At 35.6% G+C, this 24,737-nt stretch carries 29 protein-coding genes; 16 read left to right on the plus strand and 13 right to left on the minus strand.

The window, feature by feature from the left end; translation table 11 throughout:
* Positions 1-639: 639 nt before the first annotated feature.
* The 5 genes from ltrA to pyrR all read left to right on the plus strand — a co-directional run bounded on the left by ltrA (position 640) and on the right by pyrR (position 7,079).
* Entirely contained in the window at positions 640-2,412 is a 1,773-nt protein-coding gene (gene ltrA / locus SYN6308_RS22595) for a group II intron reverse transcriptase/maturase (protein WP_017295209.1), read from the plus strand.
* 234 nt (positions 2,413-2,646) lie between these two features.
* Positions 2,647-3,552, plus strand: coding sequence for a ParA family protein (locus SYN6308_RS14695; RefSeq protein ID WP_026102095.1), 906 nt, complete (start codon positions 2,647-2,649; stop codon positions 3,550-3,552).
* 324 nt (positions 3,553-3,876) lie between these two features.
* Positions 3,877-5,583, plus strand: coding sequence for an ABC1 kinase family protein (locus tag SYN6308_RS14700; protein WP_083879563.1), 1,707 nt, complete (start codon positions 3,877-3,879; stop codon positions 5,581-5,583).
* 32 nt (positions 5,584-5,615) lie between these two features.
* Positions 5,616-6,347 carry a PP2C family protein-serine/threonine phosphatase gene (locus SYN6308_RS14705; protein WP_017295212.1) on the plus strand — a complete coding sequence of 244 codons (732 nt, stop codon included), beginning with the start codon at positions 5,616-5,618 and terminating at the stop codon, positions 6,345-6,347.
* Positions 6,348-6,545: 198 nt separating this feature from the next.
* The gene (gene pyrR, locus SYN6308_RS14710; protein ID WP_017295213.1) at positions 6,546-7,079 is read left to right on the plus strand and encodes a bifunctional pyr operon transcriptional regulator/uracil phosphoribosyltransferase PyrR; all 534 of its coding nucleotides are present in this window, start codon (positions 6,546-6,548) and stop codon (positions 7,077-7,079) included.
* Between the two features lie 122 nt (positions 7,080-7,201).
* Here the strand turns inward: pyrR and SYN6308_RS22600 are convergent, their stop codons facing one another.
* The 4 genes from SYN6308_RS22600 to SYN6308_RS14730 all read right to left on the minus strand — a co-directional run bounded on the left by SYN6308_RS22600 (position 7,202) and on the right by SYN6308_RS14730 (position 8,383).
* Positions 7,202-7,450, minus strand: a complete 249-nt coding sequence (locus tag SYN6308_RS22600) for a DUF2283 domain-containing protein (protein WP_017295214.1) — start codon at positions 7,448-7,450, stop codon at positions 7,202-7,204.
* Between the two features lie 149 nt (positions 7,451-7,599).
* Positions 7,600-7,845 (minus strand): DUF4258 domain-containing protein, encoded by a 246-nt coding sequence (locus SYN6308_RS14720; protein WP_144051448.1) that lies wholly within the window; start codon positions 7,843-7,845, stop codon positions 7,600-7,602.
* Positions 7,846-7,913: 68 nt separating this feature from the next.
* Complete coding sequence (locus tag SYN6308_RS14725; protein WP_017295216.1) at positions 7,914-8,183, minus strand: type II toxin-antitoxin system RelE family toxin; 270 nt, start codon at positions 8,181-8,183, stop codon at positions 7,914-7,916.
* Positions 8,180-8,383: a hypothetical protein gene (locus SYN6308_RS14730; protein ID WP_017295217.1), complete on the minus strand. Its 204-nt coding sequence runs from the start codon at positions 8,381-8,383 to the stop codon at positions 8,180-8,182. Before SYN6308_RS14730 ends, SYN6308_RS14725 begins: the two co-directional genes overlap by 4 nt.
* 568 nt (positions 8,384-8,951) lie before the next feature.
* On the opposite strand from SYN6308_RS14730, the gene SYN6308_RS14735 reads away from it, so the two are divergent.
* Both SYN6308_RS14735 and SYN6308_RS14740 read left to right on the plus strand, forming a co-directional pair.
* Positions 8,952-9,152, plus strand: a complete 201-nt coding sequence (locus tag SYN6308_RS14735; RefSeq protein ID WP_017295218.1) for a hypothetical protein — start codon at positions 8,952-8,954, stop codon at positions 9,150-9,152.
* Positions 9,153-9,179: 27 nt separating this feature from the next.
* A complete protein-coding gene (locus SYN6308_RS14740) occupies positions 9,180-9,971 on the plus strand; it encodes an aminotransferase class IV (RefSeq protein WP_017295219.1) in 792 nt (263 codons plus the stop codon).
* A gap of 133 nt (positions 9,972-10,104) precedes the next feature.
* Here SYN6308_RS14740 and metK read toward each other — a convergent pair whose 3' ends face one another.
* Positions 10,105-11,361 (minus strand): methionine adenosyltransferase, encoded by a 1,257-nt coding sequence (gene metK, locus SYN6308_RS14745; protein WP_017295220.1) that lies wholly within the window; start codon positions 11,359-11,361, stop codon positions 10,105-10,107.
* An 82-nt stretch (positions 11,362-11,443) separates the two neighbouring features.
* Here metK and SYN6308_RS14750 point away from each other — a divergent pair, with 82 nt between their 5' ends.
* The gene (locus SYN6308_RS14750) at positions 11,444-12,085 is read left to right on the plus strand and encodes a class I SAM-dependent methyltransferase (RefSeq protein WP_017295221.1); all 642 of its coding nucleotides are present in this window, start codon (positions 11,444-11,446) and stop codon (positions 12,083-12,085) included.
* 38 nt (positions 12,086-12,123) lie between these two features.
* Entirely contained in the window at positions 12,124-12,714 is a 591-nt protein-coding gene (locus SYN6308_RS14755; RefSeq protein ID WP_237741222.1) for a DUF1176 domain-containing protein, read from the plus strand.
* Between the two features lie 189 nt (positions 12,715-12,903).
* Here the strand turns inward: SYN6308_RS14755 and SYN6308_RS14760 are convergent, their stop codons facing one another.
* On the minus strand, positions 12,904-14,259 hold the full coding sequence (locus SYN6308_RS14760; RefSeq protein ID WP_017295223.1) for a (Fe-S)-binding protein: 1,356 nt from the start codon (positions 14,257-14,259) through the stop codon (positions 12,904-12,906).
* A gap of 145 nt (positions 14,260-14,404) precedes the next feature.
* Between SYN6308_RS14760 and SYN6308_RS14765 the strand changes: the two genes are divergently transcribed.
* Complete coding sequence (locus tag SYN6308_RS14765) at positions 14,405-14,830, plus strand: YraN family protein (RefSeq protein ID WP_017295224.1); 426 nt, start codon at positions 14,405-14,407, stop codon at positions 14,828-14,830.
* A 70-nt stretch (positions 14,831-14,900) separates the two neighbouring features.
* Here the strand turns inward: SYN6308_RS14765 and SYN6308_RS14770 are convergent, their stop codons facing one another.
* Positions 14,901-15,101 (minus strand): hypothetical protein, encoded by a 201-nt coding sequence (locus SYN6308_RS14770; protein ID WP_017295225.1) that lies wholly within the window; start codon positions 15,099-15,101, stop codon positions 14,901-14,903.
* Positions 15,102-15,465: 364 nt separating this feature from the next.
* On the opposite strand from SYN6308_RS14770, the gene SYN6308_RS14775 reads away from it, so the two are divergent.
* Positions 15,466-15,720, plus strand: a complete 255-nt coding sequence (locus SYN6308_RS14775; protein WP_017295226.1) for a hypothetical protein — start codon at positions 15,466-15,468, stop codon at positions 15,718-15,720.
* Positions 15,721-15,776: 56 nt separating this feature from the next.
* A complete protein-coding gene (locus SYN6308_RS14780; protein ID WP_017295227.1) occupies positions 15,777-17,036 on the plus strand; it encodes a dihydroorotase in 1,260 nt (419 codons plus the stop codon).
* 75 nt (positions 17,037-17,111) lie between these two features.
* Here SYN6308_RS14780 and nrdR read toward each other — a convergent pair whose 3' ends face one another.
* The 3 genes from nrdR to psbB all read right to left on the minus strand — a co-directional run bounded on the left by nrdR (position 17,112) and on the right by psbB (position 19,482).
* The gene (gene nrdR, locus SYN6308_RS14785) at positions 17,112-17,570 is read right to left on the minus strand and encodes a transcriptional regulator NrdR (protein ID WP_017295228.1); all 459 of its coding nucleotides are present in this window, start codon (positions 17,568-17,570) and stop codon (positions 17,112-17,114) included.
* Positions 17,571-17,773: 203 nt separating this feature from the next.
* The gene (locus SYN6308_RS23980; RefSeq protein WP_071590987.1) at positions 17,774-17,869 is read right to left on the minus strand and encodes a photosystem II reaction center protein T; all 96 of its coding nucleotides are present in this window, start codon (positions 17,867-17,869) and stop codon (positions 17,774-17,776) included.
* An 80-nt stretch (positions 17,870-17,949) separates the two neighbouring features.
* Positions 17,950-19,482 (minus strand): photosystem II chlorophyll-binding protein CP47, encoded by a 1,533-nt coding sequence (psbB, locus tag SYN6308_RS14790; RefSeq protein WP_017295229.1) that lies wholly within the window; start codon positions 19,480-19,482, stop codon positions 17,950-17,952.
* 254 nt (positions 19,483-19,736) lie between these two features.
* On the opposite strand from psbB, the gene SYN6308_RS14795 reads away from it, so the two are divergent.
* A complete protein-coding gene (locus SYN6308_RS14795; RefSeq protein WP_017295230.1) occupies positions 19,737-20,144 on the plus strand; it encodes a DUF4332 domain-containing protein in 408 nt (135 codons plus the stop codon).
* Between the two features lie 58 nt (positions 20,145-20,202).
* Here the strand turns inward: SYN6308_RS14795 and aroF are convergent, their stop codons facing one another.
* From aroF to rpsO, 3 genes are all read right to left on the minus strand, one after another.
* Positions 20,203-21,261 (minus strand): 3-deoxy-7-phosphoheptulonate synthase, encoded by a 1,059-nt coding sequence (gene aroF / locus SYN6308_RS14800; protein WP_017295231.1) that lies wholly within the window; start codon positions 21,259-21,261, stop codon positions 20,203-20,205.
* A 319-nt stretch (positions 21,262-21,580) separates the two neighbouring features.
* A complete protein-coding gene (locus tag SYN6308_RS14805; protein WP_017295232.1) occupies positions 21,581-22,057 on the minus strand; it encodes a PAM68 family protein in 477 nt (158 codons plus the stop codon).
* 20 nt (positions 22,058-22,077) lie between these two features.
* Entirely contained in the window at positions 22,078-22,347 is a 270-nt protein-coding gene (rpsO, locus tag SYN6308_RS14810; RefSeq protein ID WP_017295233.1) for a 30S ribosomal protein S15, read from the minus strand.
* A gap of 228 nt (positions 22,348-22,575) precedes the next feature.
* Between rpsO and tatC the strand changes: the two genes are divergently transcribed.
* From tatC to hisF, 3 genes are all read left to right on the plus strand, one after another.
* A complete protein-coding gene (gene tatC, locus SYN6308_RS14815) occupies positions 22,576-23,346 on the plus strand; it encodes a twin-arginine translocase subunit TatC (RefSeq protein WP_017295234.1) in 771 nt (256 codons plus the stop codon).
* 93 nt (positions 23,347-23,439) lie between these two features.
* Positions 23,440-23,916, plus strand: coding sequence for a DUF29 domain-containing protein (locus SYN6308_RS14820; RefSeq protein WP_017295235.1), 477 nt, complete (start codon positions 23,440-23,442; stop codon positions 23,914-23,916).
* Positions 23,917-23,965: 49 nt separating this feature from the next.
* Positions 23,966-24,733 (plus strand): imidazole glycerol phosphate synthase subunit HisF, encoded by a 768-nt coding sequence (gene hisF / locus SYN6308_RS14825; RefSeq protein ID WP_017295236.1) that lies wholly within the window; start codon positions 23,966-23,968, stop codon positions 24,731-24,733.
* The last annotated feature ends 4 nt before the right edge of the window (positions 24,734-24,737 follow it).

The following is a 24,737-nucleotide window of genomic DNA, read 5'->3' on the forward strand; positions in this document are numbered from 1 at the left end:
CAACACTATAAATAAGACGGAAATCAAGAGAAATGTAACAAAACTTTACAAAACTCAGTGCGGATTACCGAACCTGCGAAGTAGTGATAACCGAACAAGTATTTAAGTACTGATGTACCTTGACAACTTGTACTTCCGTGATGGTGCAAAACCATCCGCCCAGATGTTGGGTTGACAGCATATCCCTCAGTCACTTGAAATTGGTAATCTCATAGGCTGAAGCAGGGAAAGTAAGGTGTTCATACTACTAGCCTACCAAGTGGTACACATCACGCATTGTTGACTAAGATTACGCAAGGAACTCTCGTTTGAACCATCGATAGGACAAACTAGCTAAAAAGGCTGACAAGCTAGACCAAAAAGGTAACTCCTAACATACCAGTAGTCTGATTTTACTAATCTGGAAACATCTATACAGGACGGTGGATAGAGAGAATCTAAGGTCAACGAATACGGAAGACAGGAACGAAGTAACCTCCGAACGGCTCTCAGAGAGGTCGAAACTCTGAGTAGTAACCAGCGTAAGCCCCAAAGAGGAGAGATTGTGTAAGAAGCCAATGCCTTTATGTAATGTAAAAGATATGCTGACGTACACACTGAGAAATGTAATGTATAGTTTTTAGTAGTAATTAAGAAGTTATGAACGTAAAGTATAAATGGAACGCTTGGAATCAAATCGATTGGAAAATCGTAGAGGTTGCAGTGTTTAAGTTACAAAAGAGAATATACAAAGCAAGTCAACGTGGCGATGTCAAATTGGTACACAAATTACAGAGACTACTAACCAAATCCTACTATGGGAAACTCTGGGCAACCAGAATGGTAACACAAGACAATCAAGGCAAGGTGACGGCAGGAGTTGACGGTAAAAAATCACTCAGACCCAACCAAAGACTTGAGTTAGCAAGTAGCCTAAGAATCGGTAGAAAAACAAAACCTTTAAGGAGAGTTTGGATACCAAAAACAAACGGTGAAAAAAGAGGACTTGGAATACCAACCATAGAAGACAGGGCTTTACAGGCTTTAGTCAAACTAGGATTAGAACCACAATGGGAATCAAACTTTGAGGGTAATTCATACGGATTCAGACCAGCAAGAAGCTGTCACGATGCTATAGAAGCAATATTCAATTCAATCAGATATGTACCAAAATATGTACTGGACGCTGATATAACTGGATGCTTTGACAACATCGACCACAATAAATTACTAAACAAACTAAACTCTTATCCTCAACTAAATAGACAAGTCAAGGCTTGGCTAAAAAGTGGAGTAATGGAAAATAAAGACCTAATACCTACTGACAAAGGCACACCGCAAGGAGGAGTCATCTCACCCTTATTGGCTAACATTGCCTTACACGGTATGGAACTAGAAGTCAAGAAATACGCCAGAACTCTCAAAGGAAACAGTTATAGAAATGAAAAAAGTATAAGTCTAATAAGATACGCAGACGATTTTGTAATCCTGCACAAAGACTTAAACATAATCATTAAATGTAAAGAAATTATTGAAAAATGGCTTAAGGAAGTAGGACTAGAACTTAAACCAGAAAAGACCCACATATCCCACACTTTAAATGAGCATGAAGGAAATGTAGGTTTTGACTTTCTCGGATTTAACATTAGACAATATTCAATAGGAAAATGTCATAGTGGAAAATCCACGAATGGAAAGTTACTCGGATTCAAGACTATCATAAAACCCTCAAAGAAAAAAGTGAAAACCCACATCAAAAAAATTGGAGATGTAATAAGAAGGCACAAATCATCACCTCAAATAGCATTAATCAACGAATTAAATCCTATAATCAGAGGATGGAGTAATTATTACAGCACAGTTTGCAGTAAAGAAACCTACTCAGAATGTGACCATATTATATATCGACAATTAAAAAGATGGGGAGAAAGAAGACATTCAAAAAAATCCAAATCATGGGTTACAAGAAAATACTGGCATGAAGATTACTCAGACGAAAGAACGAGAAATTGGGTCTTCAAAACTAAGGACGGAATGATACTTTTAAATCACTCAGATACACCCATTGTGCGACACGTCAAAGTCAAAGGAGATAAAAGCCTTTTTGATGGAGATTGGATTTATTGGGCAACTCGTAAAGGTTCTCACCCTGAAGTATCAACAAAAATGGCAACATTATTGAAGAGACAAAAGGGTAAATGTAATCACTGTGGACTATATTTCAAAGATGGTGACTTAGTAGAAATCGACCATGTTATCCCCAGTTCGTCAGGGGGCAAAAATGAGTATAATAATCTACAAGCATTACATCGACATTGCCATGACACCAAAACTAATAACGACTACAAAGAAATTCCCAACTTTGGGAATAAGAAAAATACCAAAAGTATTCAAAGTTCCAAAGGGCATAGCCAAACAGGCAGAAGCCAATAGAAATTATCAAGCAACTTTGAAGAATATGGGTTATTAGGACTTGTACCTATGACAAAGGGCATTTTTGAGAGGAGCTGTGTGAGGTGAAAGTCTCATGCACAGTTCTGAAGAGAGGTTTAGGCAGTGATGCCTACTCCTACTTTAATATCGCTTTACCAATTATAAAAGGTTCTCAACCCTATTTACATTGGATAAAAGAAAATCTGATCACCTCTAAAAATATTTAAAATTATTATGGGATATGTTATTAGTACCGTCAACATGAAAGGTGGCGTAGGCAAAACAACGTTAACGGTGAATTTAGCCACATCTTTAGCCAAAAATTTTAAAAAGAGAGTTTTAGTTTTAGATTTAGATGCTCAAATTAGTGCCACTTTAAGTCTATTACCGCCCCATGAGTTTGGTAAATTGAGAAAAAAACGCAAAACCCTTAGTTATTTAATTGATGGAGTAATTCAACCAAATCCTTACGCCAAGTTAACTATTCACGATATTATCACCCCTTTTGTTTGTGGTTTACCTCTGTTGGAGTTGTTACCCGGAGATATTGAATTGTATGATGAATATTTGGTGTCGGAAATGTTGCATCAAAAAGCGGTTAATGACAATAAAATTGAAAATTTTGAATCGGTATGGAATAGCTTTGAAAGAATGTTAATTCATGATATTTTACAACCGATCATCAATGATTATGACTTTATTATTATGGATTGCGCCCCGGGTTATAATCTTTTAACTAGAAGTGCGATCGCCGCTAGTGATTTTTATTTGTTACCTGCGCGCCCTGAACCTTTATCATTGGTAGGGATACAATTGTTAGAAAGAAGGATCAAAAAATTAAAGGACAGTCATCAAAATACTGATCCTCTGAAATTGCAATTATTAGGTATTGTGTTTATTCTCTCTGAAGGAGGGTTGTTTGGACGTTATGATAAATATTATGATCAGGTAAAAAGACGAGTTCAACAGGATTTTTCGATCGATCAAATATTTGCTAATGATATTCCCATGGATGTTAATGTAGCCAAAGCTGTGGATTTATTTATGCCGGCGGTGTTAACTTCCCCTAATTCCAGTGGCGGAAAGGCTTTTTTGAAACTCACAGAGGAATTTTTAGAGAAAATAAACACGAAGAATTGAAAATTAGACATCTGGGAAAAATTGGTAAAAGAAGAGTTTAAACTCAGAATGGGTTGAATATTATTCAACCCCTAGGAATAAATAAAAATCTTTTCGGGAGAAGTCAATCTAAACTGAGAAAATAAAGATATAATTTGTAACAAAAGCATTAAGAAATATTGAGAAAAAAAATTAAAGATGTGGGGCATCATCATTGCTCATAAATTTAATTTTGATTTTACATTTTCTATTAATTCTGTCATCATAAAACCTTATTATATATATATATCAGTGTCATCAGCATATTCTAATCCTCAAAAATATTTATCACCGAATCCAGACTTTATGCCCACGCCCTTGAATAATAAACCAGAAGCGGGAAAAAAAGTATATCGTTGGAATCGTGACAATTACTCTAGTCTGCGCAGACGGATTGATATTTGGACTTTTGTTCTTATTCTCCTATTCAAACTTTGGCGCAATAGCAAAAAATGGACTTATGCTAATGGTTACACCGAAGAAAAACGATCGAACCGTCGTCGTATTCAAGCAGGATGGATTCGGGAAAATTTACTAGAATTAGGACCTACTTTTATTAAAGTAGGACAACTTTTTTCCACCCGTGCTGATATTTTTCCTGCGGAATATGTCGAAGAATTGTCAAAGTTACAAGATAGAGTCCCTGCTTTTAGTTTTGAGCAAGTTACCGCCATTATTGAGAAGGATTTAAGTAAACCGCTCAATAAATTATTTCGTAGTTTTGATCCCACTCCCCTCGCTGCGGCTAGTTTAGGGCAAGTTCACAAAGCGCAATTATACTCAGGGGAAGAAGTTGTTGTCAAAATTCAACGTCCGGGGTTGCCTCAATTATTTACTATTGATTTGGGTATTCTCAAACAAATTACCCGTTATTTTCAAAATCATCCTCGTTGGGGTAAGGGTAGAGACTGGTTAGGGATTTATGAAGAATGTTGTCGTATTCTCTGGGAAGAAACGGATTATTTGAGGGAAGGACGCAACGCTGATACTTTTCGCCGTAATTTTCGATCGGCGGATTGGGTGAAAGTACCGAAGGTTTTTTGGCGTTATACTTCTCCCCGTGTCCTCACTTTAGAATATATGCCGGGTATCAAAATCAGTCACTATGAGGCTTTAGAAGCGGCAGGGCTCGATCGAAAGGTGTTAGCGAAATTGGGGGCTAGAGCTTATTTACAACAGTTGCTCAATGATGGTTTTTTCCATGCTGATCCTCATCCGGGTAACTTAGCTGTAGCAGGAGATGGTGCTTTAATCTTCTATGATTTTGGTATGATGGGACAATTAAAGAGTAATGTTAAAGAAAAATTGATCGAGATGCTATTCGGTGTCACCGAAAAAAACGCCGATCGAGTAGTTTCTGCTTTAATAGACTTAGAAGCCTTAGCGGTAATGGATGATCCCGGACCAGTACGTCGATCGGTACAATTTATGTTAGATAACTTTATGGATAAGCCTTTCGAGGAACAATCCATCGGTAAAATTAGCGAAGATTTGTACGAAATCGCCTATGATCAACCTTTCCGTTTTCCTGCCACATTTACTTTTGTGATGCGCGCTTTTTCTACTTTAGAAGGGGTAGGAAAGGGATTAGACCCTGATTTTAACTTTATGGAGGTGGCACAACCTTTTGCCTTACAAGTAATGAATGATTTTAATAACAACGGTGTCGGCAAGTCAATTTTTGATGAAATTAGCCGTCAAGCATTCCAAGTTAGTAACTCGGCGTTGAGTCTGCCGAGACGATTAGAGGATACAATAGAGAAATTAGAGCGAGGTGATCTCCGTTTACGGGTTCGATCATTAGAGTCAGAACGCTTATTACGTCGTGTAGCAAGTATGCAAATGACAACGAATTATAGTTTATTTATGAGTGCTTTAATTCTATCTAGTACTATACTGGTTGTTAACGGACTTTGGCAATTAGCGATCGCTGTAGCTATTATCAGTATTTTCCCGGGTTTTTCTTTATTCCGTTTACTGAAACAATTAGATAAAGTCGATCGCAAACTATAATAAAATATTGCAATAAAAAATTAGATTAACCTATGAAATTTGCATCTACTGGTTTAACAGACCCCGGATTAGTTAGACCTTATAATCAAGATAGTCATTATATCGACCCAGAGGGAAGATTTTTTATTTTAGCTGATGGTATGGGAGGACACGCTGGAGGAGAAGAAGCCAGTCGCATCGCCACTCAAGTAGTTAAAGACTATTTAGAAGCTAATTGGGACGCTCCCATCGAATCCTACGATCTCATCGAAAAAGCTGTTTATCAGGCTAATGAAGGTATTTTAGAAGATCAAAGTACCAACCCTGCTAGGGCGGATATGGGTACTACTCTTGTGATGATCCTTTTTAGAAATGAAGAAACTTGGCGTGCCCATGTGGGAGATTCTCGCCTTTATCGTCTAAGGGAGGGAAATTTAGAACAAATCACCCTCGATCACACATGGATTTCTCAGGCAATTCGAGCTGGAGAAATCACCCTCGAAGATGCTAAACATCACCCTTGGCGTCACGTTTTATCTCAGTGTTTAGGCAGACGAGATTTATACGAAGGTATTGACATTCAACAAATAGAAGACACTCTGCCGGGCGATCGATTTTTACTCTGTAGCGATGGTTTAACGGAAGAAGTTGCACCAGAATTAATTGGTAAATCTTTGGGGGAAACGGAAAACCTAGAAGAAGCCGCCAGTTTATTAGTGCAAAATGCTAAAGATGGCGGTGGTTCGGATAATATTACCGTTGTGTTAGTTGCTGTGAAAGAATGAATAAAAAGTAATGAGTAATGTAGGGGCTTAATATATTAAGCCCGAAATGAGGGTGTTAATCCATAATCCGCCGTGTAATGAATTACACGGAACCAATGAGATCACGTTCAATAAATTGAACTTAGAAATTTTTGATTAAAATTATCTACTATTGACTATTCATTCTCAATTCTCAATTCTCAATTCTCAATTAATCCTATGTCTAGCCAAATCATCGAAATATTATCGGCGGACGAAATGCGCCGTACTTTAACCCGTTTAGCGTCTCAAATTGTCGAGGAAGCCTCGGATTTATCTCAAGTTGTGCTATTAGGGATTTATACAAGGGGTGTACCTCTGGCTAATTTGTTAGCCAATCAAATTGAGGTGATCGAACAGGTTAAAGTACCCGTTGGTGCGATCGATATTACCTTTTATCGAGACGACTTAGATCAAATTAAGACTCGTACCCCTGAAAGAACTCAAATTCCCTTCGATTTGACGGGTAAAATTGTGGTGTTAGTGGATGATGTGATTTATAAAGGTAGGACTATTCGAGCGGCTTTAAATGCTGTTAGTGAGTATGGGCGCCCCGAAATTATTAAGTTAGTAGTATTGGTCGATCGAGGTCATCGACAATTACCGATACATCCCGATTTTACGGGGAAATCTTTACCGACTGCCAAGGAAGAACAAGTTAAGGTATATTTGGATTCGATCGACGGTAGGGATGCCGTAGAATTGATTAAATAATAGTTCGATCGTCTTTGATTCGTAGGGGTTGAATAGTATTCAACTCCATCACCTGAGTTCGATATAACAGCTGAAAATCTCGACAATTTTACATCGAACTGAGGTTTATTTCCGTTATAAGTTTATGCAGTAACAGGGATGTTAAAGTATTGACAAGCCGTTAACCTTTCATTCTCAGGAAAAGGTAAATCAGCAACATTTAAACCTTTTCTGACAAGGTAATAAAAATCTAATACCTCAATACCAACGATATTATTATTGTTATCGTAGTCAATAATAATTCTGTCAGTTTCGGGTTCGGTACTATGAATTTTATTTTCAGTTAATTTAAAGTAGATTGCGTCAACTTCTTGGTCATAGGTGACAATCATATTTTATTCCTCATGTTGCGGTTAAAGTAAAGAGTTATACTTGGCGAGGGTATAACTTGAGTTTGGTGAAGGTAGGCAAAAGGCAAGTAGGCAAAAGGCAACTGTACATTTTGCAACATCAGATTATAACCTTGATGAGTATATTATTCTTATGGGTGTCGAATTAGCAGAACTCGGTTATCAAATTCAGCTATTCTCTTATAGTAATGATATTTCTCTCCACTATCATCAATAATAAACTCTGAACGTTCAAAGTTTTCGATCGTATCAACAACCCATGACTCTTTAATGTCTCCTCTTTCAGTCAATCTCTTTCGAGCGTGGTTTGTCCATAAATATTTATCATTCATAATGGTTCGATCGTTTTTGATTCGTAAGGCTTGAATACTATTCAACCCGATAAGGTTTGAAGGCTTAATTTTACCTATTTTTGAAAATGTCTCATATTGAGTAAATAATTTATTTAAGGAAAAAAACGATATATTTCTTTACGATGTAAAACCCTAGAAAATATAATTTTATCTTCTTCTAAAAAAAATCCTATTCTATAATCTCCGACTCTGATACGATAAGCATTATCATCACCTTTAATTTTTTTAACATTATCAATAGTTGTCAAATTTTCAGAATTAGGTATTTCTATCATCGCTAAAGTTTTAATTTTGTTGTAAATAGGATTACTTTTTAGCTTTTTTAAGTCTTTAATAAAACTAGGTAAATATTCTGTTTTCATTCTTTTTCTAATTCTTCTAAAGCTGACTCTAAACTTAATGGTTTTTCATTTTTTGTTGCTAACATAGCTTGATATAAACTTTCATCTTCTAGCATTTCCAATAAATATTGATAGTCGTTAAAATCTAAAATTACTTTACGAATATTACCATCTATATCAGTAATTAATTCTTGAGCAAATGGATAGCTTTTTGTATTCATATTTTTAAAATTTTATTCCTAAACTTATTATTTAATCTTAGTCTAATTTTTTCCCTACTCCCAAAGAAGAATAAATTATATCAAGTTCAGATAATTACCTACAATATATCTAATTGTAGGTTGGGTTGAGGATACCAAACCCAACAAAACCGATGATTTTTTATTAGACTTCTCCAGAAATGATGATTTTACAACGCTAGAACAAGTATCCTAATTGAAACTAAGATCATGAAAAGATTAATGTTGGCGTTAAAAGTGATTAGACAAAAACAGAGAGGCTTTTTGGAATTTATGCAAAATTAATGGAAAAATTAAGATTTTTTAATATTTTATATTGTATTTAATCTCAAACACTTATTAATCATCAAAATACAGTTAAGAGTTAGAACAAAAGTATTCCTTTCCTCGATCGTCAAACAAGTTATTTAGATTTCGATCGATCATAGGGATGCCGTAGAATTGATTAAGTCGTTTATGTGATAATCAAAAAAAAAGAAACTTTATGATTAAATTATCAGTCTAAAATAATATCAGAGTCGATCGTGAAAAACTTTTAGTTTTTAAAGTTATGTTAAAACAAGTAAATGGAAGATTTATTTTTATTCGTAATTGCCTAGTTATTTATGTGCTGGTGGGTTTTTTTGCTTCTGTAATAGCTGACTCCCATAAAAATTTTCAGTTAAGCTCTCAATCTGTGAATGCAGGTCAATTTTCTCGACTTATTTCTCTTACCGTTGCTCATCAGGCTAATGAAAATTTATATAAATAAGTATTCAATTTAACAGAGATAATTGTCATGTTTTATTATGACGGAAATTTGGAAAAAGGGAATCATATTCAGTTAGATATTAATGATTCAGCTTGGTTATATGGTGCAACGGTTTTTACAACTTTAAGGGTTTATAATCAGTCTCTTTTTCATCCTTTAACTAATTGGCTGAATCACTGTGTGCGACTGAAATTGAGTATCAAAGAATTTGCTTGGGTAATGCCTAATTGGGAGAGAATAGAAACAGAAGCTACGGTTTTATTAGAGCATTTTCCTGTGTTAAGAATTACTGTTTTTCCTGACGGTAAAGAATTAATTATGGGGCGACAATTACCTTTAAATTTAGCCGAAAAACAAGCAAAAGGTATTAAGGGTTTAGTTTCGATCGATCCTCAAATAAAACGCTCTTTACCTCTACATAAAACAGGTAATTATTTAACTTCTTGGTTAGCTTTACAACAAGCTAAAACACAAGGTTATGACGAAGCAATTTTAACGGATTCCGATCATAATTGGTTAGAAACCAGTACAGGAAATTTATGGGGATATAAGGATGGTATTTGGTTTACTCCTTCTTTAGATGCAGGAATTTTACCCGGTATTGCCCGAAAAACTATTATCGAAAATGCTGATTTTCCCATAGAAATTAATACTTGGTCATGGGAATTTGTGCAACAATTAGACTCGATCGTTTATAGTAATAGTGTAGTAGAAATAATCCCTTTTCATACCATAAAAATAGGGGAAATAATCCTCAATTATAATGTCAATCATCACTGTTTAGAAGTGCTTAAAAATATCTTTTCTATGGTGATTTAATCAAGGTTTATCTCAAAGTTCGTAGTGATGGCTTTAGCCATTAGACATCTCCAAGAATTAATAAAATAAGGGTTAAAACCCTTACTACGAACTAATAAAGGTGGGCAATGCCCACCCTACAAAAATTTAAGAGTTAGGCGATCGCCAATGTTTGACTAATAGCGTCTCTTAGTAATGGCGCTTTATCAGTTTTTTCCCAAGGCAAATCTAAATCTGTCCGTCCAAAATGTCCGTAGGCGGCTACGTCTTGATAAAAACGTCCGTTTCTTTGGGCAGGTAAAGAACGCAAATTGAACATTTGAATAATACCAGCAGGACGTAAATCAAAATTAGCCTTGACTAAGGGTAATAATTTTTCTTCGGGGACGGTAGCAGTGCCAAAAGTTTCGATAAAAATACTTACAGGTTGAGCAACACCGATGGCGTAACTAACTTGTACTTCGCATTTAGTGGCTAAACCAGCCGCTACAATATTTTTTGCCACATAGCGACAAGCATAGGAGGCACTTCGATCGACCTTAGTGGGGTCTTTACCAGAGAAAGCACCGCCACCATGACGGGAATAACCGCCATAGGTATCGATAATAATTTTACGCCCTGTTAAACCTGAATCTCCTTGAGGACCGCCAATGACAAATTTACCAGTAGGATTGAGTAAGAAACGAGTTTTATCCGTTGGTTTTAGTTGTAAATCGTGGAAAACAGGGTTAACTACTACCTCTTGAATTGCTTCCCGTAAGGTGGCTTGAATGGCGTTATTATCGGTAATATTGCCAATGGTTGCGCTGTGTTGAGTGGAAATTAGAATAGTATCAATACCTACAGGAATACCATCTTCATAGGCGATCGTAACTTGAGTTTTGCCATCGGGTCCTAAATAGGGTAATTCCCCAGATTTGCGCACTACCGCCAAACGTCTTGCCATGCGGTGAGCCAAACTAATGGGTAAAGGCATTAATTCAGGAGTTTCATTACAAGCATATCCAAACATGATACCTTGATCTCCTGCACCAATTCGATCGAGTTCATCATCACTAAGATTTTCGCGCTGTTCTTGAGCTTTGTCAACCCCTTGGGCAATATCCGCAGATTGCTCATCTAAAGCGATTAAAACCGAGCAACTATCGGCAGAAAAACCATTACCAGCGTCAGTATAGCCAATATCGGCGATTTTTTTCCGAGCTAAATCAATATAATTGACATGAGCCTTCGATGAAATTTCTCCAGTAATCAAAACTAAACCTGTGTTAACAACCACTTCCGCCGCCACACGACTAGAAGAATCTTCCGTTAACAAAGCATCTAAAATTGTATCGGAGATTTGGTCACAAATTTTGTCCGGATGCCCCTCTGTAACGGACTCGGACGTAAATAGATAGTTACGACTCAATTCTTTTATCCTCGATAATTTTTTATATCATCTTATACCATATAAGTTAATATTGCTATCAAACTATTAAAATAATCTCTATATGAATCAAGAATTTGATTATGGTTGGAAAAGTGAAAAACCCAATCATTCCCATAACTATTATTTACCCGCAATTTTGTCAATGTTACCTCCTCCCGTATCACCCACTGGCGAAAAAATCAAAATACTCGATTTAGGGTGTGGTAATGGCTCTCTTACTTCAAAGATTGCTGAAAAAGGCTTTAGTATTACAGGGATTGAAGAATCTGAGTCGGGAGTAAAAATAGCCTCCGAAAATTACACTAATTGTAGTTTTTTTGTAGGTAGTATTTATGATTTAAAATATCAAGAACAAGGATTAGAAAATGCTTTTGATATTGTAATTTCATCAGATGTGATTGAGCATTTATTTTTTCCCAGAAAATTAATTGAAACAGCAAGACATTGTTTAAAACCTAACGGAAAACTTTTAATTACCACCCCTTATCACGGATATTGGAAAAATCTAGCTTTAGCTATTTCAGGAAAATTTGATCAGCATTTTACAGTTTTATGGGATGGAGGGCATATAAAATTTTTCTCAGTTAAAACATTGACAGAATTATTAAAAGAAGGTGGGTTTACTGATATTAAATTTAATTTTGTGGGAAGATTACCTTATTTGTGGAAAGGAATGTTAAGTCTTGCTACTATTAAAAAATAAGAAGCATTCATTATTAAACTATTTTATTCGGAAATAATTTGTTGAAATTCTCTTTTAAAAATCTCAATATTTTAGTTAGTGGATTAATATTATTCTTTATTACTGCTTGTCAAAAAGAAATCAAAGAATCTGACAATTTATCCACTATTTCCTCAGAAGAAAAACAAGCAATTATTAAACAAGTTTACAGTCAAGAAAAAGAAATAAATCTTTGCAATCAGCAAAGGGATAAAGAATTATCTCAAGATTCAGCTAATATATTTATTCTCAACGATCGAACCTATTTAATTGAAATAATTTGTTTTTTAGGGGCTTATCAAAGTAATTATCAATACCTTTTGTTCGATCGAACTTCCGAAGAAATAACAGTAATTAATTTTGATACTTTTGATAATAGTACCGATAATTTAAAGTTAACAAATACTAACACCATAAACGGCATGACAGATTTTGATGTGACAGAGCAAAGTTTAATGGTTATCAGCAAATCAAGGGGCATGGGAGATTGTGGCAGTTATGCTCAATACGAATGGAATCTCGATCGATTTAAATTGATCGAATATCGATATAAAAAAGACTGTGATGAGGTATATTTACCCCCTGAAAATTATCCCCTTATTTATCCATAAAATTAGCTTTAAATTGTGCTTTTGTAATCTGCATTTTAATTTACTTTTATTTATTACCATTTCAATTAAATACTTAAAACTTATTACCTACCTCAGTTCGATATAATAAACCTTAAAAAATAAGTTTGTAGTGATGGCTTTAGCCATTTATTAATAAGCCTTTTAAGGCTTACTACGAACTATAAATATTTAATTATCATGACTCAATTTTACCCCCCTAATAGCATAATCTAAAAGTTCGATCGGATGAATAACTTGAATTTCCTTCCCTTGTAATTGTAAATGTTTAGCAATTTGCAACGAGCATCCGGGGTTAGGAGAAGCAATAATTTCCGCCCCCGTATTTAATAAATTACGCACTTTTTGCTCCCCTAATTCATTAGCAACATCAGGCTGTAACAAATTATAAACTCCTGCACTGCCACAACATAAAGCATTATCTAAAGGCTCTTTTAACTCTAAATTAGGTATCTTTTGTAATAGTTGGCGAGGTTGTAAACTAATTTTTTGCCCATGTAAAAGGTGACAAGCATCCTGATAAACTACCTTAATTTTATCGTCAGAAATGGGGGATAAATCTGTGTTTAAGCCTATTTCTGCTAAAAATTCTTGAATATCCCTGACTTTACTCACAAAATCTTCCGCTTTACTTAAATATTGTGGATCATCCGCTAAAATATGATGATATTCTTTAAGGGTATGTCCACAACCTGCTGCATTGATGATAATATAGTCCACATCGGTATCAGCAAAACTGTCAATCATTTGACGTACAATACTTTGAGCCTGATTTTCTTGCCCTTGATGCGCAGGTAACGCCCCACAACATCCCTGAGTTTTCGGAATCACCACTTCACAACCATTGGCAGTTAAAACCCTTACTGTAGCTTCATTTACTGAATCGAAAAATAATCTTTGCACACATCCCAACACCACCCCAACTCGATACCTTTTTTCTCCCTTCGCCGAAATAGTATAAGGATATTTTTTGTTAAGGGATTTAAGATTAATACGAGGCAAAATTGACTCCATGGAGGCAATGCGGGGGAAATATTTAAGGATTCCCGTTTTTTTCACGAGGGTTTGTAATCCAGACACTTGATAAAACCACAGCAAAGGCAAAAATATAGTTAATCTTTCTGGATAGGGAAAGATGTTAAAAATAATAGTGCGGAGGAATTTTTCCCAAAGGTTGCGAGGCTGATTTCTTTCGACTTGAGGGCGCACGGCGGAGATTAATTGATCATATTGTACACCCGAAGGGCAAGTACTGACACAGGCTAAACAACCCAAACAACTGTCAAAATGTTGAGCGGTGGTATCATCTAAACTGGCTTCTCCTTTGTTAATGGCATCCATCAAATAAATTCTCCCCCTAGGAGAGTCCATTTCTTTGCCGATGACTCGATAACTTGGGCAAGTGGATAAACAGAAGCCACAATGTACACATTGATCAACTAAAGATTGGGCAGGGGGATTTTTGAAATCAAAGCCTTTAATATTTTCTTCGGGTAAGTTTAATTCTGATGTTGTCGGGCTATTCATTAATTTATTTATGTCTATAGAAACGATAGATTTTACTGTAGTTTAGTAAAATAGGATTATTTACTAACTTATCCTATAACGATTAGGAATGGAAAATAAGACAAAACAAATCAAAAATATAAACTAATTTTAAACTTAAATTTATATGAAAAAAATAGGAGATTTAGGAGAAGATATTATTGCTCAATATTTAGTTAATAATGATTATGAAATACTCGATCGAGCTTGGCATTCTCTTTGGGGAGAAATTGATATAATAGCTCAAAAACTATCAGAAAAAAACCTAATTTTTGTAGAGGTAAAAACGAGAAATATGAGAAATTGGGATAATGATGGTATGTACGCAGTCAGTAAAACTAAACAAAAAAAACTAAGGTTAACTGCGGAAAGTTTTTTGAGTAAAAATCCTGCTTTTGCCCTATTTAATTGCCGTTTTGATGTGGCTTTATTAACTTATCAAAAAGATATTAAAAATAATAATCTATCTTCAGATAATATCTTATTTAATCAAAATATTTACTATAAAAATTATCAATTTAATTTAGTGGACTATATAGAAAATGCTTTTTAATAACTAGCATTTCATAAAAAAATAAGGTGGACAATGCCCACCCTACCAACGACTATTTTATTACAATTTATTAACTTAAAGAAGCATGACTACGATCGTAACTTACACGAAAACTAGCGTTAGGTTTGCCTTGGGTGGGATTCCAATATTCTGAAGGGTTAATATCCATACCGATTTCTACAGCAGTTCGTCCTAACATTGATTGTTGACGATTTTTAATCATTTTATGATGACGCATCATTAAGGCACGGGCTTGATTTTGAGTATCCATATATCTTTGTCTCCTAAATTTTTTTTCATATATCCATATTTTAAACAAAATTCTGTATAATTAGCTACTAAAATCAGGAATTTTAATAAAACTTAATAAAATAATGGATAATTAAAAATTGAAAATTGAGAATGAAGAATATTAGAGATAACCAAAAATTTGAGAATGAAACAGCCCTGCATTCCTAAGAGTTATGGATTAACTCCTAAAACTTTCCATTAATCATTACTTTTTATGATGGATAATTACAAAATATTAAAATAAAAAGTAATTTTGATCTAATAATTTTGTTTTGCGTTACACTCTTAAAAACTCTAAAATGAAAAAGTGTTTACAAATCTTAATATTTTTCTAAGTTTTTACTATGATGATTCCCTGTTTTGATGTTGATATTGATTCTTCTTCTATGACAACGAATAATTCTATTTCCGAAGAAATGGTAGCCCAAGCCATCGCTAATGTGGTGAAATCAGCTCGTTATCAAGGAAAATCTTTAGAGGATTTAATCGCAGAAGTTTTACAAGATGATCCTATATTAGACTCAGTACAAAGACAATGGTTGAGTAAAATTGTGACTCAGGCATGGAATATGAGTTCTCAGTTTTCCATGCACAGTTGATTCTTTAAGGTATAATTACTCAGGTGAGATAGGTTTCATCAGGAAATCTAGTTTTAATGGGAATCATGGTGAATAATAGACAACTTTTTCAACAAATAAGAATTTTAGACCCCATATCACAAATCGATCGAGTTAGTGATATATTATTGAATCAAGGTATCATCACAGAAATTAGTGATCAGATTATCTCCCATGATGAAAAAACAGAAATTATTGACGGTAAGGGGTTAATTATAGCACCTGCATTGGTTGATTTGTATAGTCAAAGTGGTGAGCCGGGCGACGAAGAAAGAGAAACCTTAAAAAGTTTAACGGAAGCCTCCCAAGCTGGAGGTTTTTCGAGGGTAGGGATTTTACCAAATACTAATCCCGTCATCGACAATCCTAGTGTGGTGTCATGGATAAAACAAAAAACCGCCCATAATCCAACTCAATTCTACATCTGGGGGGCATTAACTCAAAATTTGGCAGGTGCAATCATTGCGCCGTTAGCAGAATTAGCCGAAGCGGGAGTGATTGGTTTTACTGACAATCGCCCCCATAGTAATTTACAGTTAGTGAGGAAGTTGTTAGAATATGCACAACCTTTTAATTTACCGGTGGCTTTAGTGCCAACAAATATAGAGTTAAGAGGTAATGGAGTAATCAGAGAAAGTCGTACTTCCATTCGTTTGGGTTTAGTGGGAAATCCAGACATTGCGGAAACCATTGCTATTGCTTCTCTTTTAGAATTGGTATCCCTCACAAAAACTCCTATTCATTTAATGCGTATCTCTACAGCGCGAGGAGTACAATTAATTAAACAAGCCAAAGAAAATAATTTACCTGTTACTGCCAGTGTGAATTGGCATCATTTAATTTTAAATACGGAAATTATTGCTAGTTATAACCCTAATTTAAAATTTGAACCTCCTTTAGGTACTGAAATCGATCGAATTGCTTTAGTACAGGGTATTAAAAATAATATCATAGACTCGATCGCTGTGGATCATACTCCTTATACTTATGAGGAAAAAACCGTTGCTTTTGCCCAAGCACCCCAAGGCTCGATCGGGCTAGAATTAATATTACCGTTATTGTGGGAAAATCTGGTTATCACGGGGGAATTGTCGGCTTTGGAATTATGGCGCAGTTTGAGTATTAATCCCTTAAAATGTTTAAAACAAGAACCTATGGGGATACAAGTAGGAAAACCTGCGGAATTAGTCTTATTTTCACCACAACAATCATGGATGGTAACTCCTTCCCAACTCAAATCTTTATCTTTTAATACCTATTGGTTAGATCAACAAATTAATGGAAAATTGATATTATAGTAATTTCTACCCTCATGAGGTGCGCTATCTTTAGATTTTCATTGAAACTAATGTAAATCAAGATGAAATCATACTCTATATTTCTTCTTTTTGCATTTGTTGAAGAATGCTCACAAAATCCTCAATACTGGTAAACTTGCCATACACAGAAGCAAATCGAACATAAGCGACTTCTGACAAACTACTCAAATGACTTAATACCAATTCACCGATGGATTGAGTTGTGATTTCTCTCATAAAATTTTCTTCTATTTCTAACTCAATATTTTCTACCAACGACTCTAAAAACTCTGCCTCAATACCTGTTTTTTCACACGCCCTGACTATACCTCTTAATATCTTAGATCGATCGAAAGATTCCTTACTACCATCTTTCTTAATTACCGTAATCGGTACAAATTCAATTCTTTCATAGGTAGTAAAACGATGTCCACAATCTAAACACTCCCTTCTACGCCTGATACTCTGTCCTTTTTCCGTCGTGCGAGATTCCAACACCTTACTATTATCAGAGCTACAAGAAGGGCATAACATATTTTTTTAAATTTATTTAATCACTAAACAATAAGTATCTCTAGGGTAGGCATTGCCCACAAAACCCTAGTATGAAAAAAAGCCTCTTTCCCATATATCTTAGCTAAATCAGAGACTTAATGAAGATATAACGATGAAAAAGACTTTTTAATTACATTAAAACTAAGGAAAAAACTATCAATTATTCCTTAGTAACTTGAAAATTACTTGTTAATTTTAGGAGGCTCACGAAATGCTACAGCGAAAAATAATACTGAGATCATCATAGCCAACACGAGAATATAAGCAACACTTTCCATTTTATTTTCTCTATATGGTAATTTTTATTTGATAAAAGAGGGGAATAGAAAGAAAAATCTCCCTATTCCTCATTCATAAATTATGCAGATTCTGGACGACGACTAGATTTATCCCCAACTTTTTGGAATAAACCCCATTCTACTTGTTCTGGGTCTAAGTCTGGATCGATACCGGCAAATACATCACGGAATAATGTACGCGCACCGTGCCAAATATGACCAAAGAAGAATAGTAATGCAAAACAAGCATGACCAAAAGTAAACCAACCACGAGTGCTGGTACGGAATACACCGTCAGAATTTAAGGTTTCAGTATCAAAGGCAAAAGGTTCACCTAATTGTGCTTTACGCGCATAGCGTTTAACATCAAGAGGATCACTAAAGGTTTTACCATCTAACTCACCACCTAAGAAACTAACAGTAACGCCAGTTTGCTCAATACTTAAAGCGGATTCAGCACGACGGAAAGGAATATCCGCACGAACTACACCATCGGCATCGGTTAAAACTACGGGGAAGGTTTCAAAGAAGTTAGGAAGACGGCGTAAGAATAATTCGTTACCATCTTTATCCTTAAATACGGGATGTCCTAACCAACCTTGAGCAATACCGTCTCCTTTATCCATTGCACCAGTACGGAATAAACCACCTTTAGCGGGGCTATTTCCTACATAGTCATAGAATGCTAGTTTTTCAGGAATTGCTTCCCATGCTTCCTCAGCAGTTGCACCATCAGCGATACTGGTTTCTACTCGACGTTGAATTTCTTGTTGATAGTACCCTTGATCCCATTGATAACGGGTAGGTCCAAATAATTCTACGGGGGTAGTGGCGTTACCATACCACATTGTTCCAGCTACTACGAAAGCGGCAAAGAATACTGCTGCGATACTGCTAGAAAGTACGGTTTCAATGTTCCCCATACGAAGGGCTTTATAAAGTCTTTCGGGAGGACGAACGCTGAGGTGGAATAAACCTGCAATAATACCAACGATACCTGCTGCAATGTGGTGAGCTACGACACCACCTGGGTTAAAGGGGTTAAAACCAGCAGGTCCCCATTCTGGTGCTACGGGTTGAACGTGACCAGTTAAAGCATAAGGATCAGATATCCACATACCCGGTCCCCATAATCCTGTTAGGTGGAATGCACCAAAACCGAAACAGAGTAATCCAGATAAGAATAAGTGAATCCCGAACATTTTAGGTAAATCGAGAGCCGGTTCACCTGTACGGGAGTCGGTGAATAATTCTAAGTCCCAGAATACCCAGTGCCATACGGCGGCTAAGAATAAGAGTCCAGAGAGGACGATATGCGCGATCGCAACACCTTCAAAAGACCAGAAGCCCGGATCAATACCTGTTTCTCCGGTGATACTCCAACCACCCCAAGAACCTGTTACCCCTAGACGTGCCATAAAGGGTAAAACGAACATTCCTTGTCTCCACATGGGATTCAACACGGCATCGCTAGGATCAAATACAGCTAGTTCATATAAAGCCATAGATCCCGCCCAACCTGCTACTAATGCGGTGTGCATTAAATGCACTGCAATTAAACGACCGGGATCGTTAATTACAACTGTATGTACTCTGTACCAAGGTAGTCCCATCGACTACGCTCCTCCTATTATTGTGATTTTTACTAAATTCGGGATAGATCCAGTTTACTATAACCGTTGAGGGTTTTGTCTTTCAAAACGAATTTTGAATAGATTTACCCTATGATCTTAATTTTATGTTAAAAATTCTATCTTTTATTAGAACTTATGGCAAGATATTTTTTCTGTGAATGAGGAATTAAGAATTAAGAATTAAGAATTAAGAATTAAGAATTAAAAACTCCTCACTATTAACTATTCATTCTATGAACTGTATTGATATAGCATTATTACCCGGTATAAGCCCGATCGATCTCAAAAACCTTAAATCTCTAGGTATAAATACTAATTTAGCTTTGCTTCAATGGTCGATCGATCGGCAAAAACAAGAAGAATTAGCTCAAAAAATGGGAGTTAATCTTAAAAATATTTTGAAATGGATTGCTCTAGCTGATTTATCCCGTTTGGAAAGTGTGGGAAATCAATATTGTGGTTTAATCTTACACTCAGGAATCTTATCCTGTCGTCAATTAAGCCAAGTATCCGTACCTAAGTTACACCAACAAATTCTGCGTTTACAAGTAGCGACTTTAGGCAGAAAAGATTTATGTCCGCCCCTTCCCCTCGTAAAAACGTGGGTAAAAGAGGCAGGACAATTAGGAATTAGGAATTAGGAATTCTTGTACCTATTATAAAGGGTATTTTTTGATTTGTCAACTTAAATCTAATTTTTTAAGCTAAAACAGGAACAGGGGTTTCCCAACGATCGACTGCTTTACCGATGACAGATAACTCTTGAACCAATCGATCGAAAGCATCAGGAGTCAAGGATTGAGGTCCATCAGAGAGGGCTTTAGCCGGGTTAGGGTGTACTTCGATCATCAAAGAATCTGTACCCCCTGCGATGGCAGCCATTGCCATACTAGGCACATATTCCGCTTTACCTGTACCATGACTAGGATCAATCATAATCGGTAAATGAGTTAAAGAACGCAATACAGGAATTACAGATAAATCTAATACATTACGAGCAAACTCTCGATCGAAAGTACGAATACCTCTTTCACATAAGATGACGTTGGAATTTCCAGCGGCGAGGATATATTCAGCCGCCATTAACCATTCGGAAATAGTAGCAGACATACCTCTTTTTAAGAGAACTGGTTTAGGTTGAGCACCCACTTTTTTCAAAAGAGAGAAATTTTGCATATTTCGTGCTCCTACTTGGATAACGTCCGCAAATTCCACAATTACATCTAAATCTGCTGTATCCATAACTTCAGTGATAATTCCTAATCCTGAAGCATCTCTAGCGGCGGCTAATAATTCTAAAGCACTTTCACCATGCCCTTGGAAAGCATAGGGAGAAGTACGAGGTTTATAAGCCCCACCTCTTAAAAATTTTGCCCCTGCGGTTTTAACTCTTTTGGCGGTTTCCACGATCATTTCTTCGTTTTCCACCGAACAAGGACCTGCTACAATGACGATCGGATGATTTAAACCAAAAGTAACCGCACCATTAGGAGTCGGTACAACTACTTCGCTAGGTTGCCCATGACGATAATCTAAACTAGCACGTTTAAAAGGTTGTTCCACTCGTAAAACCGTTTCAATCCAAGGGCTAACCTCTTGAATTTGCTCAGGATTAAGGGAAGCTGTTTCTCCCACTAAACCGATAACGACTTTATGTTGTCCGACAATTTTTTCAGGACTTAATCCCCAAGTGGTTAACTCATCACCGACACGATTAACTTCGGCTTCGGGAGTACCCACTTTCATTACAACGATCATAATTAATTTACCTTGACTAATATTATGTGCTAAGGATCGGTATTTGGTTTATGACTGACGCACTGACTTTAAATGTAGGGTAGGCAATGCCCACCAACTACCACCTATAGTGTTAAAATTGCATAAAAATAATTATTCTGAGTAACTTCTATGGTTGTGATCAAATTTTTACTAACTCAGAACTTACATAACCAAAAATTTAGGATTTGAGATTCTTTCCCAATAACTAGGAATGACTTTTTTGCTTTGTGTTTTGGTATATAAGTTTTGTAATAAATTTCTAATTTCTTAGAGATAAATCACACAAAATAACTAATTATTATTTATTAATAGATTCTTGTCGTGCGTTTTTCCATGCGGAAGTCATTCTACCAAAATTGAGAGTAAAATCTGACCAACCCCACCTAGTACCAACTCTTTCTTCATCCCATGATGTCGAAAGAATGCCATAACTTAAACCTAACACACCTAACCCAAATAAACCCATAGTGACCAATAATACGGCGGTATTAGGAATTTTAAACCATTCTTGTTTTACCAAGAAATAAAAGGCAAAAAAGGAAAAAATACCTAAACCTGTAGGAAGTCCGCTAAAAATAGCCATTCTCCGAATCATTCTTTGACTAATAACTTCAGGTATTTCTTTGAAAGAAGTATTGTTTTTGTTTCTCTGATAGTTTTTAGTTGATTTTGTTTCAGATTTATTTGCGGGAGTATTAGTAGTTTTTTTTACTACTTTTTTATTCTTTTTGGGTTCAAAAGGTAAAGAGTTACGATTAGATGAAGAAGATGGCATGATAATTTTTCTGACAGTGTTTAACCACGAATACCTAATTGTTTAATTAAGTCCTGATAGGCTTGAGGACTTCCTTTTTTAATATAGCCTAATAAACTTTTGCGTTGTCCAATTAATTTTAACAAACCACGACGAGAAGAATGATCTTTTTTGTTAACTTTTAGGTGTTCGGTAAGTTGACTAATTCTTTCTGTTAATAGGGCTACTTGTAAATTAGATGATCCTGTATCAGTTTCGTGAACTTGATATTTACTGATAATTTCTTGTTTTTTTTCTTGCGTTAAGCTCATTTTTCTTTAAAAGTTTAAATACTGCAATCTTTGATTATACCATATTCAGAAATAATTAGGAATGAGGAGTTAGAAATTAGGAAATATGATCCCCCCTAACCCCCCTTAAATAAAGGGGGAACTTCGTTTAGGACTGCTATAGTAAAAGTTTTAGTTTTATGGAGGAAAATCTCAAGACGAACTTTGATACTATAAAATGATGATGTGTTAATTATCAGTGGGTAAAAAATGGCAACTCAGGAATTAAAAACGAAATCTCAAGAAACAGAAAATAAGCAAAATTATTGGGATGAGATACCCAATGAGTCAGAAATGCCTTTTTTTGATCATCTGGAAGAATTGCGCCGAAGGATTTTCGTTAGTCTTATTGCCATGGGTGTAGGTGCTATTTCCTGTTTCTTTTTTGTGAGGCAAATTGTGGCATGGTTACAAATTCCTGCAGGAGATGTCAAGTTTCTACAGTTAGCACCGGGTGAGTTTTTCTTTGTCTCTATTCAAGTGGCAGGTTACACGGGAATTTTGCTTTCTGCTCCTGTGATTTTATACCAAATTGTCCAGTTTGTGACTCCCGGCTTGACTCGTAAGGAAAGGAAAACGATCGCACCTGTAGTATTTGGCTCAAGTATTCTTTTTTTTGCAGGTTTAGCTTTTTCCTATTATCTACTTATTCCTGCTGCCCTCAATTTTTTTATTAATTATGGTGGTGATGTGGTAGAACAATTATGGTCGATCGACAAGTATTTTAAGTTTGTGTTATTATTAATGTTCTCTACGGGTTTAGCTTTTCAAATTCCTGTTATTCAATTACTCTTAGGTACTTTAAATCTTGTTTCTTCTCAACAAATGCTCTCTACTTGGCGTATAGTGGTTTTGGGTGCGATGATTTTAGGTGCAGTACTCACGCCTTCAACTGACCCACTTACTCAATCTCTCCTCGGTGGTGCGGTTTTAGTTTTATATTTTGGTGGTATTGGTATGGTTAAATTAATAGGAAAATAAGTAAGGAGTAAGGAGTAAGGAGTAAGGAGTAAGGAGTAAAAATAATAATCTATTTATAATAAAGCTAATAAATTTTGAATACTAGATAAAATTATGATAGTATCAACTCCCATTAATCTTAAAGAATTATATGAAATTGATGATTATTTATGGATACAAGAAACGGTAAAATTATTGAAAGAAAAAAAATTTAATGAATTAGATTTAGATAATTTAATTGAGGAGTTAGATGATGTGGGAAAAGAAAGAAGAAAAAAAGTCGAAAGTTTATTAGAACAAATTATCAGGCACTTATTATTGTTTCAATATTGGCACGAAGAAAGAGATAGATGTTATCGTCACTGGCAGGGGGAAATATTCTCTTTTCGCCGACAACTAAAAAAAGATTTAACCACTAATTTCTATAATTATCTCAGTCAAGAATTAGCTAATATTTATGATGATGCTTGGGGATATGTTACCAGAAAATCTGGTCTTAAAAATTTACCTGAAAAATGTCCTTATACTTTAGAAGAATTATTAGATGAAAATTGGTTGCCAGACATCAACGAGAGTGGAAGTATTGAATAAATTGAACTTTTTTGATTCATTATTAATTGTTAATTATTAATTGGTAGATATGTTAGCTAAAAGAATTTTACCCTGTTTAGATGTTAATGCCGGTAGAGTTGTCAAAGGTGTTAATTTTGTGGATTTAAAAGACGCTGGTGATCCTGTGGAACTAGCGAAGGTTTATAATGATGCTGGGGCTGATGAGTTGGTTTTTTTGGATATTACCGCTACCCATGAAGCTAGAGATACAATTATCGATGTGGTTTATCGTACTGCTGAACAAGTTTTTATTCCTTTGACAGTGGGAGGGGGTATTCAAACTTTGGATCATGTGAAAAATTTATTGAGAGCAGGTGCTGATAAAATTAGTATTAATTCTACGGCGGTGAGAAATCCAGATTTTATTAATCAATCGAGCGATCGATTTGGTTCTCAGTGTATAGTGGTAGCTATTGATGCTAGAAGAAGAAATGATCCAAATAATCAAGGTTGGGATGTATATGTCAGAGGTGGGCGAGAAAATACGGGGTTAGATGCCCTTACATGGGCGCAGGAGGTGGCGAAAAGAGGCGCTGGGGAATTGTTAGTTACCAGTATGGATGCTGATGGTACTCAGGCAGGGTATGATTTGGAGTTAACTCGTGCCATCGCCCAAAAAGTGGAAATTCCAGTGATTGCTTCGGGTGGTGCAGGAAATACTCATCATATTTACGAAGCCTTAACCGAAGGTAAAGCCGAGGCAGCGTTATTAGCTTCCCTTTTACATTATGGACAATTAACGGTAAGTGAAATTAAGGATTATTTGCTCGATCGAAATATTCCCGTAAGACACTAAATAA

This window comes from Geminocystis herdmanii PCC 6308 (assembly GCF_000332235.1).
GTDB lineage: Bacteria > Cyanobacteriota > Cyanobacteriia > Cyanobacteriales > Cyanobacteriaceae > Geminocystis > Geminocystis herdmanii.

Excerpts from the sequence above, each read along its gene's own strand:
- ltrA (WP_017295209.1), top strand. The coding sequence starts at position 640 with ATGAACGTAAAGTATAAATGGAACGCTTGGAATCAAATCGATTGGAAA.
- SYN6308_RS14695 (WP_026102095.1), top strand. The coding sequence starts at position 2,647 with ATGGGATATGTTATTAGTACCGTCAACATGAAAGGTGGCGTAGGCAAA.
- SYN6308_RS14700 (WP_083879563.1), top strand. The coding sequence starts at position 3,877 with ATGCCCACGCCCTTGAATAATAAACCAGAAGCGGGAAAAAAAGTATAT.
- SYN6308_RS14705 (WP_017295212.1), top strand. The coding sequence starts at position 5,616 with ATGAAATTTGCATCTACTGGTTTAACAGACCCCGGATTAGTTAGACCT.
- pyrR (WP_017295213.1), top strand. The coding sequence starts at position 6,546 with ATGTCTAGCCAAATCATCGAAATATTATCGGCGGACGAAATGCGCCGT.
- SYN6308_RS22600 (WP_017295214.1), bottom strand. The coding sequence starts at position 7,450 with ATGATTGTCACCTATGACCAAGAAGTTGACGCAATCTACTTTAAATTA.
- SYN6308_RS14725 (WP_017295216.1), bottom strand. The coding sequence starts at position 8,183 with ATGAAAACAGAATATTTACCTAGTTTTATTAAAGACTTAAAAAAGCTA.
- SYN6308_RS14730 (WP_017295217.1), bottom strand. The coding sequence starts at position 8,383 with ATGAATACAAAAAGCTATCCATTTGCTCAAGAATTAATTACTGATATA.
- SYN6308_RS14735 (WP_017295218.1), top strand. The coding sequence starts at position 8,952 with ATGTTAAAACAAGTAAATGGAAGATTTATTTTTATTCGTAATTGCCTA.
- SYN6308_RS14740 (WP_017295219.1), top strand. The coding sequence starts at position 9,180 with ATGTTTTATTATGACGGAAATTTGGAAAAAGGGAATCATATTCAGTTA.
- SYN6308_RS14750 (WP_017295221.1), top strand. The coding sequence starts at position 11,444 with ATGAATCAAGAATTTGATTATGGTTGGAAAAGTGAAAAACCCAATCAT.
- SYN6308_RS14760 (WP_017295223.1), bottom strand. The coding sequence starts at position 14,259 with ATGAATAGCCCGACAACATCAGAATTAAACTTACCCGAAGAAAATATT.
- SYN6308_RS14765 (WP_017295224.1), top strand. The coding sequence starts at position 14,405 with ATGAAAAAAATAGGAGATTTAGGAGAAGATATTATTGCTCAATATTTA.
- SYN6308_RS14770 (WP_017295225.1), bottom strand. The coding sequence starts at position 15,101 with ATGGATACTCAAAATCAAGCCCGTGCCTTAATGATGCGTCATCATAAA.
- SYN6308_RS14775 (WP_017295226.1), top strand. The coding sequence starts at position 15,466 with ATGATGATTCCCTGTTTTGATGTTGATATTGATTCTTCTTCTATGACA.
- SYN6308_RS14780 (WP_017295227.1), top strand. The coding sequence starts at position 15,777 with ATGGGAATCATGGTGAATAATAGACAACTTTTTCAACAAATAAGAATT.
- nrdR (WP_017295228.1), bottom strand. The coding sequence starts at position 17,570 with ATGTTATGCCCTTCTTGTAGCTCTGATAATAGTAAGGTGTTGGAATCT.
- SYN6308_RS23980 (WP_071590987.1), bottom strand. The coding sequence starts at position 17,869 with ATGGAAAGTGTTGCTTATATTCTCGTGTTGGCTATGATGATCTCAGTA.
- psbB (WP_017295229.1), bottom strand. The coding sequence starts at position 19,482 with ATGGGACTACCTTGGTACAGAGTACATACAGTTGTAATTAACGATCCC.
- SYN6308_RS14795 (WP_017295230.1), top strand. The coding sequence starts at position 19,737 with ATGAACTGTATTGATATAGCATTATTACCCGGTATAAGCCCGATCGAT.
- aroF (WP_017295231.1), bottom strand. The coding sequence starts at position 21,261 with ATGATCGTTGTAATGAAAGTGGGTACTCCCGAAGCCGAAGTTAATCGT.
- SYN6308_RS14805 (WP_017295232.1), bottom strand. The coding sequence starts at position 22,057 with ATGCCATCTTCTTCATCTAATCGTAACTCTTTACCTTTTGAACCCAAA.
- rpsO (WP_017295233.1), bottom strand. The coding sequence starts at position 22,347 with ATGAGCTTAACGCAAGAAAAAAAACAAGAAATTATCAGTAAATATCAA.
- tatC (WP_017295234.1), top strand. The coding sequence starts at position 22,576 with ATGGCAACTCAGGAATTAAAAACGAAATCTCAAGAAACAGAAAATAAG.
- SYN6308_RS14820 (WP_017295235.1), top strand. The coding sequence starts at position 23,440 with ATGATAGTATCAACTCCCATTAATCTTAAAGAATTATATGAAATTGAT.
- hisF (WP_017295236.1), top strand. The coding sequence starts at position 23,966 with ATGTTAGCTAAAAGAATTTTACCCTGTTTAGATGTTAATGCCGGTAGA.